Origin of the sequence: Arthrobacter sp. 2MCAF15, assembly GCF_052115605.1 — a bacterium.
GTDB lineage: Bacteria > Actinomycetota > Actinomycetes > Actinomycetales > Micrococcaceae > Arthrobacter.
Genome location: NZ_JBFRGZ010000010.1, coordinates 78,011 through 91,744 on the forward strand (window position 1 = coordinate 78,011; position 13,734 = coordinate 91,744).

The following is a 13,734-nucleotide window of genomic DNA, read 5'->3' on the forward strand; positions in this document are numbered from 1 at the left end:
CATGGGCAACTCCGTACTCCCCGCCAACCTACCCGCGACCGTCGGAGTGCTCGGCGGCGGCCGCATGGGCGCAGGCATCGCCCACGCATTCCTGATCAAGGGAGCCAATGTCCTGGTGGTCGAGCGCGACGAGGCTTCGGCCGAGGCCGCCCGCGAGCGGGTCGAATCCGCCGCCGCCAAGAGCATTGAGCGCGGCGCCGTGGACGGCAACCTGGACGAGATGGTCTCCCGGCTCGCGGTCACCGTGGACTATGACGACTTCAAGGACCGGCAGCTGGTAGTCGAAGCCGTCCCGGAAGACTGGGACCTGAAGGTCACCGCCCTGCGCGGCATCGAGGAACGGCTTGCCGAGGACGCCTGCCTTGCGTCCAACACGTCATCGCTGTCCGTCAACGGACTGGCCCGTGAGCTGAAGCGGCCGCAGAACTTCCTGGGGCTGCACTTCTTTAACCCCGTGCCGGCGTCGACGCTCATCGAGGTGGTCATGGGCGAGCAGACGTCCGAGGCCCTGGCCCAGGCCGCCCGCGGCTGGGTCGAGGCCCTCGGCAAGACCGCCGTCGTGGTCAATGATGCGCCCGGCTTTGCCTCCTCCCGGCTGGGCGTCGCGATCGCCCTCGAAGCGATGCGCATGGTGGAAGAGGGCGTGGCCAGCGCCGAGGACATCGACAACGCCATGGTCCTGGGCTACAAGCACCCCACGGGCCCGCTGCGGACCACCGACATCGTGGGCCTGGACGTGCGTCTGGGCATCGCGGAATACCTGCAGTCCACGCTGGGCGAGCGGTTCGCCCCGCCGCAGATCCTCCGCGACAAGGTGGCCCGCGGGGAATTGGGCCGCAAATCCGGCAAGGGCTTCTTCGACTGGACCAAGTGACCGGCGCAGGTCCGTGCCCCTAGGATGGTGCGGTGACTTCCCTGGACCGTCCCGCGATCGCCCCCATCACCCTGACCGGCAAATACGTCGTCCTCGAGCCGCTGAGCCAGGACCACCACGACGGCCTCGTCGAGGCGGCCCGCGACGGCGAACTGTGGCACCTCTGGTACACCAGCGTGCCCGCCCCGGAACAGATGGCCGCCGAGATTGAGCGGCGCCTGGCCCTGCAGGACCAGGGGTCCATGCTGCCCTTCGCCACGCGGCTCCTTGACCCCGCCACGGGCGGGCCGGGCCGGGTGATCGGCATGACCACCTACATGAACATCGACGCCGCCACGCCCAGGGTGGAGATCGGCTCCACCTGGAACGCGGCGTCCGCACACGGCAGCGGCAGCAACCCGGACTCCAAGTTGCTGCTGCTGCGGCACGCCTTCGAGACCCTGGGCTGCCCCGCCGTCGAATTCCGGACCCACTGGCTCAACCACCAGTCCCGCGAGGCCATCGCGCGGCTGGGCGCCAAGCAGGACGGCATCCTGCGCAGCCACACCCGCAGCGGCGACGGTGCGCTGCGCGATACTGTCGTGTTTTCCATCCTCGAGCACGAGTGGCCCATGGTCCGCAACGGCCTGGAGGCCCGGCTGGCCAGGGTCCGGTAATGGCGGCCGGCGGCCTGCAGCGGGCTGGCGGAACGGACGGGTCCGGGACGGCGGCGCCCGGAGCGATGGAGTGGGACGGGGCCGTCAACGCGTGGCATGTGGCCGGGGACGTGTACCGGATGGGACGCCGCGAATGGCTGACCGAGGCCGGCTGGCGGCAGGCGTACCGCCACGGCATCCGGACCGTCATCGACCTCCGCAACGAAACCGAAATCCGGCGCCGGGAGACCGACCCGCCGGTGGCGCCGGCCGCCCTGGCCGGTTTCGACGTCGTGATGGCCCCCACCGAAGACCCGGGCAACGCCGAATTCCGCGCGCTCTGCGTGCCCTACCTGAACGACCCGGCCTCCTATGCCGACAACGCCAGGCTGTTCCCGGACCTGCTGGCCGGCGTCTTCAAAGCGGTGGCCGCCGCGGGCGGCGGCGTGGTCATCCATTGCTCTGCAGGCCGGGACCGGAGCGGCATGATTGCCGCCATGCTCCAGGACCTCGCCGGGCACAGTGACGAGGCCATTGTGCGCGGCTACCAGCGCTCCATGCGGGGCATCAACGAGCACCACCGGGACGCCGCCGTCCCGCATCCCCACGAACGGTTCCTGCCCGACGCCGTCCTGTTGCCCCTGCTGGAATCCCGGGGCGAAAGCCTGCTGGAATTTGTCCGGTCCCTGAACACCGCGGACTACCTGATCCGCCATGGGGTGACGTCCGGGGAGCTCGCGACTATCGTTGCCAAGCTCGGCAGATAGGGCTCCCGCGGGTAGGGTGGCCCAGTGAAGACTCCGAAGTTCCAGCCGATAGTGCGGGCCGCTGCCCTCGCGATTGCGCTTGCCGGTACCGTATCCGCCGGTGCCTTGTCCGCCGTTCCGGCGTTGGCCGAAGCCGGCTCCGGCACGCCCGCCCCGGCCCCGTCCGGCTCGACGACGGCGACCCCGGCGCCGTCGGACACTTCCGCTTCTTCACTCCCTGATGCTTCACCGGCTGACTCGTCCTCGGCGCCCTCCGCTGCACCTTCCATTGCGCCTTCCACTGAGACTTCCACTGCGCCCATCAGCGATGCCGGCCTGGCTGAGGCCGTGCAGCGGGACCTCGGCATGACCCTGGCGGAATTCGACGCCGCCGGTGCACTGGCCCGGCGGGCGGCCGACGCCGCACCCTCCCTGCGCGCCCTCCCCGGCTATGTGGGGATCAGCCTCGCCGGCGGCAAGATCGCTGTGGAAGGAAGCAGCCCCGAACTCCTGGCCCGCGTGGCCGAACTGAACGGGACCGGCCCGGCCGACTTCGTGCTTTCCGCCCCTGCGGCCGCGGCTGCTGTCCCGTCTGCCGCGGAGCTCCTGGCCTCCAGCACGCAGCAACTGTTCGAGGCCTACGTCCGCGAGGTCGGGGCCGCCGGGCTGCAGGCGGTCACGTACACCAACGGCCACTTCGTCATCCGCACCGGCGGCACCAACACCGCGCAGTCTGTCCCAGCCCCTGTTCCGGCCGTGGGCACCAAGCCCCACGCCGGCCCTGACGCCGTCCCTATCGCCGACGCCAGCCAGGCCGGGCAACCGGCGGCAGGACCGGGTGYGACGGCGAAGATGTCCGCGGCCGACTTCGTGGCCCGCTACGCAAACGTTGCGCTGGAACAAGGATCGAGGGTCGCCACGGAAGGGGACTTCTTTGGCGGCCAGGGCTACATCATTGACGGGCGCACACTGTGCTCGGCCGGGTTCGGTGCCTACGACGCCACGGGTGAGCCGCTGGTCCTGACGGCAGGACACTGCGCCGATGACGGTGCCGCGAAACAGGCCCGGATTGAAGACCCAGCAGGGGCGCCGGCGGCCAGCGCCGCCGGTTCAGCCACCCCGGGCTCGGGCAAGGCCGCCGGGATCCTGGGGACGTTCGGGTTCAGCCAGTTCGGCGGTCCGGGCAACACCACAGTGGCGTCGGACGGTACCAACGTCGGCACGGACATCGCCGTCCTCAAGGGCATCCGGAGCGGCGTGGATCTCCAGCCCGCCATCACGCGGTGGGACAACCCCGCCAACCCGGGGCCGACGTCGGTAAAGATCGTCGGAACCGTGGCCCCGTTCCAGGGCCAGCCCGTGTGCCGGTCCGGCCGGACGCTCGGCTGGTCGTGCGGGACCGTGGACTCGGTGGGAACCTGGGTCATCGCCGGACCGCACTCCCTCCCGCCGGACTACAACAACGACCTCCGGGCGCTCAACGGCTTCGACTCCAGCACCGTCAAGTCCCGCCCCGGAGACTCCGGCGGACCCTGGATCAGCGGGAACTTCGCGGTCGGCATGCACACCGGGGCCGAGAGCGAAAACGGCGTACAGACCCGGGCCATCGCTACCACTCTCGAGGACGCCACCGGACGGGTCCCCGGCGGTGTCCAGCTGCAGCTGTTCCTGACCAAGCCAACGCTCACGAAGGCCGCCAACGGAGCGGTCACGGCCGGCGAGCCCATTACCGGGCATGTGGACGCCGGCCCGGCCTCCGTGGTGGCTCCCAATTCCAAAGTCCGCATCACGGTCCAAAGCCAGAAATCTGGCCAGAAGGCCGCCCAATCGGTGGCAGTACCAATCGACGCTTCGGGAAACTGGCAGGTCGCCGCGCCGTCGTCGGCCGGGCATTACACGTTCTCGGCTGAAACGGTGAACGGATTCAGCCGCTCCGGGGCAATCTCCCTGTCGGTCGACGTGTCCGTCCTCGCCGCCCCTGCCATCACCTCTCCGACGGAAGGCCCGGCGCTTACCGCCGTCGACACGATCGAGGGCACCGGTGAAGCCGGCCGCACGGTACGGCTATCCGGCGGCTTCACCGGAAGGGGCACAGTCGCTTCAGACGGCCGGTGGAGCATCAAGGTGGCAGACCAGCCGGTCTTCGGGAAGGTTCCGCTCACGGCGGTGCTCACGGCTCCCGGAGAAGTTGACAGTCCCGCAGTGACCCGCACGCTCTCCATCATTCCGCCGGCTCCGGCGGTGTCGAGCCCCCGGGATGGCAGACATGTGCGCCAGGACGCCCTGCCCGCCGGCATCTCCGGCACAGCCATTGACGGTGCCACAGTGACCGTAGCGGTGGACGGTGCGCCCGTTGGATCAGCGCAGGCCGGCTCCGGCAGGTCAGCGGCAGGGACGCTGGCCGAGCTTCAGCCGCGGATTCCACGGAACCTGGCCGGCGGTGCCCAGTGGAGTGTCCCGTTCCCCGCAGAACTGGCCGCCGGAGCGCACACTCTGACGGTGACCCAAGCCATCGACGGTGTCGCTTCGCTGCCGGCTACCGTGGCGTTCACCGTCGACGCCGCAGCCGTTTCGGCGGGCAGCCCTGACGAGACCCCGGCGCCGGGCCAGCCCGCAGCCCCGGGCCCGCCGGCCAACCAGCAACCAGCGGCGCAGCAACCGGTGACCCCCGCCGCGCCGGCCGCCCCGGCGCCGTCTCCCGTCCCGCCGTCGGACGCCTCCGTGACTGCGCGCGGCCAAACGCCGGGCGGTTCGCCAGGCGATGGGGACCAGCTGGCCAGCACGGGCGCCACGGGGCTGCTACCAGCTGCCGGTCTCGGCGCCGCGGCCTTGCTGCTCGGCGCGGCCTTGGTGGCCTTCGGCCGGCTCCGGGCAGGCCGCTAGCAGCATCTCCGGGCCTCCGCGCCTTGGCTACCGGGACCCGGGCTGCGGGCCTACCGCGCTCCGGCTCCTGGCTCGAGTTCGCCGGAACGCTGCCAGTACGCCGCAATTAATCGGCGAGCCCGTAGTGTTCCGGCGAATTCGAGGGCTCGGGGGTGCAGGGCAGCGAGCCGCGGCTACTGGAAATCAGCCAACCAGAGATCCGGGCCGAATACCTCGTATTGAATGTCCTTGGCAGCGACGCCACCGGCGATCAGGGCACTTCGAACCGACTTCAGGAACGGCAGGGGACCGCAGAGGTAGTATTCGGCGTCGTCGGGGAGCTCTACGGCGGTGACGTCCATGAAGCCGGAAAACGCTGCTCGGGACGACTCTCCGGCCTCTGCTGGGGTCAAAAACCACGTCTTCAGTGTCCCGTCCGCCAGCTTCGCAAGATCCTCTTCGACCTGCGCGCGGAGCGGGAAGGATGCCTCGCTGTCATCGGCGTGCAGGAGCATCACCTGGCGTTGCGAAGCGGATTGCACAAGATGGGAGAGCATTCCGGCCATCGGAGTGATGCCGATTCCGGCGCTGGCCATGACGAGGGGCCGGTCCGTGTACTCCAGCACCACGTCGCCGAACGGGGCCGAGAGCACCACCTCGTCGCCCACTTGGACGTTGTTGTGGAGCAGCGTGGACATCTCGCCGTCGGGTTTCCCAAGAGTGTGGACCCGCTTGACCGCGAACTGCCGGTGCTGGCCGTCGTCGGCCTTGGTCAGGCTGTATTGGCGCGGCTGCTGCACGCCGTCGGGCATGGTCATCTTGATGGTGACGTACTGCCCGGGCAGGGACGGCTTGACGTCGCGCTCGTCGGTCCGCTCAACTACGAAGGAGATGACGTCATCGGTCTCCTGGATCCGCCGCACCACCCTCCACGTCCGCCAAATGGTCTCCGGGGACAGGTGCACGGCGTTGTACAGCCCGCGCTCCTTGTTGATGAGCAGGTTTGCCATCAGCCAGTAGACCTCGTCCCAGGCCGCGGCGACCTCGTCAGTGACGGCTTCCCCGAGGACATCCACGATCGCCCACATGAGGTGGTCGTGGACAACCTGGTACTGGTCCGGACTGAGTCCTAGCGACACGTGCTTGTGCGCCACCCTGGAGAGCAGATGATCCGGCACTTGGTCAGGATGCTCCACGAGCGTGCTGGCGAATGCCGCGATGGATCCGGCGAGTGCCTGCTGCTGGCGGCCGTCTGCCTGGTTCCCCCGGTTGAAGAGGCCGTCCAGGAGGTCAGGCCGTGCTTCGAACATGTGTTTGTAGAAGCGCTTGGCGATCTCCTCTATGTGCTCGCCGACCACAGGAAGCGTTGCCTGGATGACGGGACGCGAGGTGTCTGAGAGCATGGCGGACCCTTTCCGGTGCGACCGGTGAAACCCGGCGGTGCCGGGCGACTCGGCACTCCCAAGCTAACAGTCCGGGGAGCGGGCCTTCCGGGTCAATCGGCCCTACGTCGCTGTGGAATATCGAGGTACGGAGTGCGCCCGAGTTCGCCGGTACGGTGCCAATACGCCGTAAATAACCGGCGGGCCCGCAGCGTTCCGGCGAACTCGCGGGCCGGGGCTCAGCCCTTGCGGTCCAGCAGCAGGTTGGTGATCCTCAGGGTGCAGAGCCGCTGGCCCGCCTCGTTGGTGATCAGCACCTCGTGCGTGGTCAGGGTGCCGCCCAGGTGGATGGGGGTCGCCGTGATGGTGATCAGACCCTCGCGGGCCGATTTGTGGTGCGTGGCCGAGACGTCCACGCCAACGGCCGTCTTGCCCAGCGTGCTGGCGTGGATGACGGCGGCCCAGGAGCCTACCGCCTCTCCGACTGCCAGTGAGGCGCCGCCGTGCAGGAGCCCGAACGACTGGCGGTTGCCTTCCACCGGCATGGTCGCCACAACCCGGTCCACGGACTCCTCGAGGATCTTCACGCCCATTTTCTCGTCGAGTTCCCCGAGGGTGATTTTCCACATCTCGGTGCTGCCGGTCTCGGGCGTCATTGCGTCTCCTTTGTTGCCGGCCGGCGGAGGGCCATGCCGGTCGGTGCCGCCGCGGCTAGTGTGCGGCAGGCCTCATTCATGTACTCTAGAACATATTACCGAACGGACGGTCAGTAATGTTCCGGCCGTGTTGATCTTGCCCCGCGATGGAAGGACCCGTCAACGATGACCACCACAGCCGTACCCACCATAGACACTGTAGAGATCGTCCCCAGCTTCATCCGGGGTTCCTGGTGGACCCCCGACGCCGCCTCCGCTGCCGGTGCCGCGCCGGTCCTGGACGCCAGCACCGGCGAGCTCCTGGCCAAGGTGAGCACCGAGGGACTCGACCTCGCCGGCGTCGTGGACTACGGCCGCACCATCGGCCAGGCGGAACTGGGCACCCTCACCTTCCACCAGCGGGCCCTCAAGCTCAAGGAGCTGGCGCAGTACCTCAACGGCCGGCGCGAGGAGTTCTACGCGCTCTCGGCCCAGACCGGTGCCACCAAAGTCGACTCCATGATCGACATCGACGGCGGCATCGGAGTCCTGTTCACGTTCGGCTCCAAGGGCCGCCGGGAACTGCCTAACGCCCAGGTGGTGGTGGATGGCCCCATGGAGGTGCTGTCCCGGGACGGTTCGTTCGCCGGCGAGCACATCTATACCCGCATCCCCGGTGTCGCCGTGCAGATCAACGCCTTCAACTTCCCGGTCTGGGGCATGCTCGAGAAGCTCGCCCCGGCTTTCCTCGCCGGCGTTCCCACCATCGTCAAGCCGGCCACCCCCACCGGCTACGTGGCCGCCGCCGTGGTCAAGGCGATCGACGAATCCGGCATCCTGCCCAAGGGCTCGCTGCAGCTGATTTCCGGCTCCGTCCGCACCCTGCTGGACCACCTGGACTACCGCGACCTCGTTGCCTTCACCGGTTCCGCCTCGACTGCCAACACGCTGAAGTCCCACCCCAACGTGGTCAAGGGCGGGGTCCGCTTCACGTCCGAGACCGACTCCCTCAACGCCGCGATCCTGGGCCCGGATGCCGTCAAGGGCACGCCGGAATTCGACGCCTTCATCAAGTCCCTCGTCACCGAGATGACAGCCAAGGCCGGCCAGAAATGCACCTCCATCCGCCGCGCGATCGTGCCGCAGGAACTGGTGGCCGACGTCGTCGCCGCCGTGGGGGACCGCGTCCGCGAACGCGTTGTGCTCGGTGACCCCCGCGCGGAGGGCGTCACCATGGGTGCCTTGGCCTCCCTCGAGCAGCTCGCCGACGTGCGCGCCGCCGTCCAGTCCATGCTCGACGCCGGCGGGGAGCTTGCCTACGGCACGCTCGACGCGCCGAAGGTCACCAGCGCGGACGGAAGCGTCGGCGTCGTGGACGGCGGTGCCTTCATGTCACCGGTCCTGCTGAGCTGGGCCAACCCGGAGGCCGAGGAGGTCCACTCGCTCGAGGCCTTCGGTCCCGTGTCCTCGGTGATCGGCTACACGGACCTGGCCGACGCCGTCCGCCTCGCCGCCCGCGGCGGCGGCTCGCTGGTCGCCTCGGTCTGCACGAACGATCCCGAGGTTGCCCGCGAACTCGTCACCGGAATTGCCGCCCACCACGGCCGCGTGCTCATGCTCAACCGCGAGGACGCCCGCAGCTCCACCGGCCACGGTTCCCCGGTCCCGCACCTGGTCCACGGCGGGCCCGGCCGCGCCGGCGGCGGCGAGGAGCTTGGCGGCATCCGCTCCGTGATGCACCACATGCAGCGCACCGCCATCCAGGGTTCGCCCAACATGCTGACCGCCGTCACCGGGGTCTGGCACACCGGCGCGGACCGCAACTTCACGCTCGAGACCGAGGGCCAGCACCCGTTCCGGAAGTCCCTGGCCACGCTGCACATCGGCGACGCCATCCGTTCGGAGCTGCGCGAAGTCTCGCTGGATGAAATCACCAAGTTCGCGAACTCCACCGGCGACACCTTCTACGCCCACACCAACCAGGAGGCCGCCGAGGCCAATCCGTTCTTCCCGGGCATCGTGGCGCACGGCTACCTGCTGCTCAGCTGGGCGGCCGGCCTGTTCGTGGAGCCCGCGCCGGGCCCGGTGCTGGCCAACTACGGCCTGGAGAACCTGCGCTTCATCACCCCGGTGGCCGCTGGCGACTCCATCCGGGTCACGCTGACGGCCAAGAAGATCACCCCGCGCGAGACCGACGAATACGGCGAGGTGGCCTGGGACGCCGTCCTGACCAACCAGAACGACGAAATCGTGGCCACGTACGACGTCCTGACCCTCGTCGAGAAGTAGCCGCTTCCTTACCCCGTTGCTCTATCACTTGTGGTTGCCAAAGGACCGAAATGGCAGCCACAAGTGATAGAGCAACCGGAGAGGGGCAGGCGGCCGGCATGTGTCAGCGGGCCAATTTGCAGGCTCTTTCCACCCCGCTGCGGCGTAAAATCTTGCTCGTAGGAGGTGGCGAAATGACCCTAGTACTCAACAAAGCCACAACAGTCCTGCCAGTCGATGATGCAGAACGCGCCCGGCGTTTCTATGCCGAGACGCTCGGCCTCCCGCACCGGGGAGTGGCAGACGACGGAAGCGAATTGTTCGGCTCGGCAGGCGGCCCCATGCTGCAGCTCATGCCAGTCAAGGATGGAAAGCATTCAGAGCACACCACCCTGAGTTTCGAAGTCAGCGAGATCGAACGCACCGTCCAGGAGATGGAAGCAAAGGGAGTCATGTTCCAGGACTACGATCTCCCGGATCTCAAGACCGAGAACCATATTTGTACGACGGATTCCGAGAAGTGCGCCTGGTTCATGGATTCCGAGCACAACATTCTGTGCGTGCACGAGGACATCACCACGGCAGCTGACTACCAGCTCTGAGCCCAGCCCTGGGTAGTCTGCCACAGAAGAAGCGCCACAGAAGTAGCGCCACAGAAGAAGCGCCCCCGGCGAGAGCCGGGGCGCTTCTTCTATGGCCGAGTCTGCCGGGCGGGGCCACATTGACGCGGACCCGCCGATATTTGCCGGCGATCAGCGGGCAGCAGTCGTCAAAGTGCCCCCGGGCCGCCCGGGCCGCCCGCACTGTCCCGACGGGACCAGGGCGTCACGGGGCGCGGCTGGAGGACGCCGTCGACCCTCAGGTCCACGCGCTCGTTGAAGAAGCTGATGAGGCCGTGGATCTGGGCGGCGTCGCGGTACCGGCGGTCGTAGCTCCACGCGACGTTCCGGCCCTCCGCCGACCCCGGGTAGCTCCAGTAGCTCGCCTGGCCTTTGTAGGGGCAGACGGTTCGCTTTGCGCTCTCCTCGATCAGATCCAGCCGGACGTCCGACGGCGGGATGTAGTACCGCACCGGCAGCAACGTCTCGTAGAGGAACTGCGCGCCGGTCGTCCGGGCGAGCGTCACGCCGTCGAGCGCCACCTCCACATCCAAACTCGACGCGCGGATATCGACGCGGTGGAACGGGTCCCGGGGGTGGCCGATGATTTCCTCATCGTCTTCCAGCCAGTCGAAGGCGGAGAAATCCAGCACGACGTAGCCGGCCAGGTCGGGGTCCTCGGGCCGGAAGCCGGCCCGGGGGGCCGTTGCCGTCGCAGTAACGACGTCGAGTTCCTCTCCGGCGCAGGTGTGTTTGCCGAACTTTGTTCCGGGGTCCAKGGAGGTCCGTGCCTCGCCTTGCCGGAGGGCGAAGGCATGCTCCTCCACCGCGGCCGCCGGGAGGGCCGGTGGGGTGAGATCCGCCATCAGTTCCTGCTCCGGCACGGCGAAGATGGGGGTGACCCGGTGCGGTTCCCAGACCAGCCAGGCCTGTGTCGTGTCGACGAGGGGGGTCCCGTCCAGGCTCGCGCGGATCCTTTTGGCAGTGGGTTCGTAGCGCAGGTGGGGGAAAGCGCCAATTAGCACCTTCGATAGTCTGGTGGCCATCCTCACAGCGTGGACCCGGGGCGCCGCGGCGTCAATGCGACTCCGGGCCGCCACGGGCCAGGGTCAGCCGGGGACGTGGAGGCCGTGGAACGCCATGGTGATAACGTCGTCGGCCAGCTTCTCCGGGGAGAGCGAACCGCCGGGCTTGTACCACTCGACGATCGAGTTGATGGTGCCGAAAAGCAGGCGCGTGACCGTGCGGGGGTCGATGTCCTGGCGCAGCGAGCCCTCGTCCCGGGCCTCGGAGATCAGGGCGGCGACCTTGTGGTCGAAGGTGCGCCGGCGCTCCAGGGCGTTGCGTTCGATTTCGGTGTTTCCGCGCAGCCGCAGCAGCAGCGTGACGAACGGCAGGCGTTCCACCAGGACCGAGATGGTCTGGCGCACCACGAATTCCAGCCGGGCATCGGCCGAGCCGGTCTGCGCCTCGGGCCGGTCCAGGATGGCCTCAAGGCCGCCGAGGGCGTGGTCCAGCGCGAGCTTGAGCAGATCGCCCTTGGACGGCACGTGGTGGTAGATCGCGGACTTGGAGATGCCCAGATTCTCGGCGAGGATGCCCATCGAGGTGGCGTCGTAGCCGTGGCGGTTGAAGACGTCGACGGCGATCAGCAGGACCGATTGCTGGTCATAGCCGGGACGGCCGCGCTTGGTGGTGGGTGCTGTGGTGGGCATACTCGCTAGTTTCTCATGAACGGTCGGTCAGCCCGGCTAGCGTGGCCTCGCAGGACACGCCGGCCGGGCCGACCGGGTGGCTGAACAAGCGGGGCCGGGTCAGCCCTTGGGTCGCATGTCGTAGATCCGCCGCAGCTTGCCGTTGGACCGCTCCAGCGAGCCCGGGTCGACGACGTCCACGGCGCAGGAGGAACCGACATGGATCTTGATCTGCTGCTGCAGGACCTTGGCGGCGGCCGCCGCGCCCTCGGCCGTGACGGCGTCGCGGCGCTCAATCTTGACGGTCATCTGGTCCATCCGGTGCCCCTCGGGCCGGGTGAGTTCCAGCTGGAAGTGCGGGCTGAGCTCGGGGATGCGCAGGGCGATCTCCTCGATCTGCGACGGAAAGAGGTTCACGCCGCGCAGGATGATCATGTCGTCGCTGCGGCCGGTGATGCGGCCCATGCGGCGGTGCGCCGGGCGCGCGGTGCCCGGCAGCAGCCGGGTGAGGTCCTTGGTACGGTACCGGATGATCGGCAGCGCTTCCTTGGTGAGCGAGGTGAAGACCAGCTCGCCCGGTTCGCCGTCGCCCAGCACCACCGAGGGGTCGAAAGCGTCGATGATCTCGGGCCGGAAGTGGTCCTCCCAGATGTGGCTGCCGTCCTGCGTTTCCACCGCTTCGCCGGCGACGCCCGGGCCCATGACCTCGGAGAGGCCGTAGATGTCGCAGGCCTTGATGTTCATGGTCACTTCGAGCTCGTGGCGCATTTCCTCGGTCCACGGCTCGGCGCCCAGGACCGCGTACTTCAGCGACGTGGAGGCCGGGTCGATGCCCTGCTTGATCATTGCGTCGGCGATGGTGAGCAGGTATGTGGGGGTGGCCAGGATGGCGTCGGGCTTGAAGTCCTGGATGAGCGTGATCTGGCGTTCGGTTTGGCCGCCGGAGATCGGGATGACGGTGCAGCCGAGGGCCTCGGCGCCGGCGTGGGCGCCCATGCCGCCGGTGAACAGGCCGTAGCCGTAGGCGTTGTGGACCTTCATGCCCGGCCGGACGCCGGAGGCGCGCAGCGAGCGGGCCACGAGCTTGGCCCAGTCGGCGAGGTCCTTCTTGGTGTAGCCCACCACGGTGGCGCGGCCGGTGGTGCCGGAGCTGGCGTGGATCCGGGCGACCTCGTTCTGCGGCACGGCGAACATGCCGAAGGGGTACTCGAGCCGGAGATCTTCCTTGGTGGTGAAGGGGAACTTGGCGAGGTCGGAGAGTTCACGCAGGTCGGTCGGGTGGACGCCGGCCTCGTCGAACTTGCGCTTGTACAGGGGGACGCGGTCATAGGCGTAGGCCACCGTGTGCTGCAGGCGGCTGAGCTGGAGCGCCTCGAGTTCGTCGCGGGAAATGGTTTCCTCGCGGTCCAGGACAGCGTCAGTGGTGGCGGCGGCAGTTTCTTGGGTCATCTGTGGTTCCCTGTTTCTATTTCTTGGAGATGGTGCGGCTGCGGCCGCGGAACTCGGCGATGAGTTCGCCCGGGGCGATATCGGTGGGGAGCTGGCCCGGAAGGGTGGCTGCGGGGGCCGCGCCGGCCGGTACCGACAGCGGTGCCGCGGGCGTGCCCGCGGGGTCGGCGGCGTAGATCTGGATGTCGTACAGCCCGCTGCGTCCGGTGCTGGCGCGGCGGTTCGCGACGGCGGTCAGCACTTGTCCGCGGAAGGCGGGCTTCAGGAAGTTGATGTCGACGCCGGCAGCAACTGTGATGTTGGAATCCTCGCCCGGGAGCGGATTGGCCGGGTTGCAGGAGAGTGCGAAGGCAGTGTCGCCGAAGGCGAAGATCATTCCGCCGTGGGCCATGCCGAAGCCGTTGAGCATTTCCTGCCGGAGTGTCATGCGGATCGTGGAATGCCCGTCGTCCAGCGCCAGGACTTCGATGCCCATCCATTCCGAGGCGTAGTCGTCTTTCAGGATGGGGTGGGTGCCCCCGGAAACCGTCAGTTCAGCCATGCGTCGTTGCCTCCAGCTTTATTTACCGAATGTTCATTAGGTAATCCCA

General features: G+C 68.2%; 12 protein-coding genes. 6 read left to right on the plus strand and 6 right to left on the minus strand.

Going from position 1 to position 13,734, the window contains the following annotated elements; translation table 11 throughout:
* Position 1: 1 nt before the first annotated feature.
* From AB4089_RS13115 to AB4089_RS13130, 4 genes are all read left to right on the plus strand, one after another.
* The gene (locus tag AB4089_RS13115) at positions 2-874 is read left to right on the plus strand and encodes a 3-hydroxyacyl-CoA dehydrogenase family protein (RefSeq protein ID WP_441409723.1); all 873 of its coding nucleotides are present in this window, start codon (positions 2-4) and stop codon (positions 872-874) included.
* 32 nt (positions 875-906) lie between these two features.
* Complete coding sequence (locus AB4089_RS13120; protein ID WP_441409724.1) at positions 907-1,530, plus strand: GNAT family N-acetyltransferase; 624 nt, start codon at positions 907-909, stop codon at positions 1,528-1,530.
* 65 nt (positions 1,531-1,595) lie between these two features.
* Positions 1,596-2,276 carry a tyrosine-protein phosphatase gene (locus AB4089_RS13125; protein ID WP_441409782.1) on the plus strand — a complete coding sequence of 227 codons (681 nt, stop codon included), beginning with the start codon at positions 1,596-1,598 and terminating at the stop codon, positions 2,274-2,276.
* 24 nt (positions 2,277-2,300) lie between these two features.
* Positions 2,301-5,138 carry a trypsin-like serine protease gene (locus tag AB4089_RS13130; RefSeq protein ID WP_441409725.1) on the plus strand — a complete coding sequence of 946 codons (2,838 nt, stop codon included), beginning with the start codon at positions 2,301-2,303 and terminating at the stop codon, positions 5,136-5,138.
* A 173-nt stretch (positions 5,139-5,311) separates the two neighbouring features.
* Here AB4089_RS13130 and AB4089_RS13135 read toward each other — a convergent pair whose 3' ends face one another.
* Both AB4089_RS13135 and AB4089_RS13140 read right to left on the minus strand, forming a co-directional pair.
* Positions 5,312-6,520 carry a globin domain-containing protein gene (locus AB4089_RS13135; protein ID WP_441409726.1) on the minus strand — a complete coding sequence of 403 codons (1,209 nt, stop codon included), beginning with the start codon at positions 6,518-6,520 and terminating at the stop codon, positions 5,312-5,314.
* A gap of 218 nt (positions 6,521-6,738) precedes the next feature.
* Positions 6,739-7,155, minus strand: a complete 417-nt coding sequence (locus AB4089_RS13140; RefSeq protein WP_441409727.1) for a PaaI family thioesterase — start codon at positions 7,153-7,155, stop codon at positions 6,739-6,741.
* 165 nt (positions 7,156-7,320) lie between these two features.
* On the opposite strand from AB4089_RS13140, the gene paaZ reads away from it, so the two are divergent.
* Positions 7,321-9,423 carry a phenylacetic acid degradation bifunctional protein PaaZ gene (paaZ, locus tag AB4089_RS13145; RefSeq protein ID WP_441409728.1) on the plus strand — a complete coding sequence of 701 codons (2,103 nt, stop codon included), beginning with the start codon at positions 7,321-7,323 and terminating at the stop codon, positions 9,421-9,423.
* Between the two features lie 173 nt (positions 9,424-9,596).
* Positions 9,597-10,004: a VOC family protein gene (locus AB4089_RS13150; protein WP_441409729.1), complete on the plus strand. Its 408-nt coding sequence runs from the start codon at positions 9,597-9,599 to the stop codon at positions 10,002-10,004.
* Between the two features lie 167 nt (positions 10,005-10,171).
* Here the strand turns inward: AB4089_RS13150 and AB4089_RS13155 are convergent, their stop codons facing one another.
* The 4 genes from AB4089_RS13155 to AB4089_RS13170 all read right to left on the minus strand — a co-directional run bounded on the left by AB4089_RS13155 (position 10,172) and on the right by AB4089_RS13170 (position 13,685).
* Positions 10,172-11,026 (minus strand): DUF427 domain-containing protein, encoded by an 855-nt coding sequence (locus tag AB4089_RS13155; protein ID WP_441409730.1) that lies wholly within the window; start codon positions 11,024-11,026, stop codon positions 10,172-10,174.
* A gap of 84 nt (positions 11,027-11,110) precedes the next feature.
* Complete coding sequence (locus tag AB4089_RS13160) at positions 11,111-11,716, minus strand: TetR/AcrR family transcriptional regulator (protein WP_441409731.1); 606 nt, start codon at positions 11,714-11,716, stop codon at positions 11,111-11,113.
* Between the two features lie 99 nt (positions 11,717-11,815).
* Entirely contained in the window at positions 11,816-13,144 is a 1,329-nt protein-coding gene (gene paaK / locus AB4089_RS13165; RefSeq protein ID WP_441409732.1) for a phenylacetate--CoA ligase PaaK, read from the minus strand.
* Between the two features lie 16 nt (positions 13,145-13,160).
* Entirely contained in the window at positions 13,161-13,685 is a 525-nt protein-coding gene (locus AB4089_RS13170; protein WP_441409733.1) for a hotdog fold thioesterase, read from the minus strand.
* Between the last annotated feature and the right edge of the window lie 49 nt (positions 13,686-13,734).

What these genes read in the sequence shown, in the direction of transcription:
- AB4089_RS13115 (WP_441409723.1), top strand. Translation starts at nt 2, where the DNA reads ATGGGCAACTCCGTACTCCCCGCCAACCTACCCGCGACCGTCGGAGTG.
- AB4089_RS13125 (WP_441409782.1), top strand. Translation starts at nt 1,596, where the DNA reads ATGGAGTGGGACGGGGCCGTCAACGCGTGGCATGTGGCCGGGGACGTG.
- AB4089_RS13135 (WP_441409726.1), bottom strand. Translation starts at nt 6,520, where the DNA reads ATGCTCTCAGACACCTCGCGTCCCGTCATCCAGGCAACGCTTCCTGTG.
- AB4089_RS13140 (WP_441409727.1), bottom strand. Translation starts at nt 7,155, where the DNA reads ATGACGCCCGAGACCGGCAGCACCGAGATGTGGAAAATCACCCTCGGG.
- paaZ (WP_441409728.1), top strand. Translation starts at nt 7,321, where the DNA reads ATGACCACCACAGCCGTACCCACCATAGACACTGTAGAGATCGTCCCC.
- AB4089_RS13150 (WP_441409729.1), top strand. Translation starts at nt 9,597, where the DNA reads ATGACCCTAGTACTCAACAAAGCCACAACAGTCCTGCCAGTCGATGAT.
- AB4089_RS13160 (WP_441409731.1), bottom strand. Translation starts at nt 11,716, where the DNA reads ATGCCCACCACAGCACCCACCACCAAGCGCGGCCGTCCCGGCTATGAC.
- paaK (WP_441409732.1), bottom strand. Translation starts at nt 13,144, where the DNA reads ATGACCCAAGAAACTGCCGCCGCCACCACTGACGCTGTCCTGGACCGC.
- AB4089_RS13170 (WP_441409733.1), bottom strand. Translation starts at nt 13,685, where the DNA reads ATGGCTGAACTGACGGTTTCCGGGGGCACCCACCCCATCCTGAAAGAC.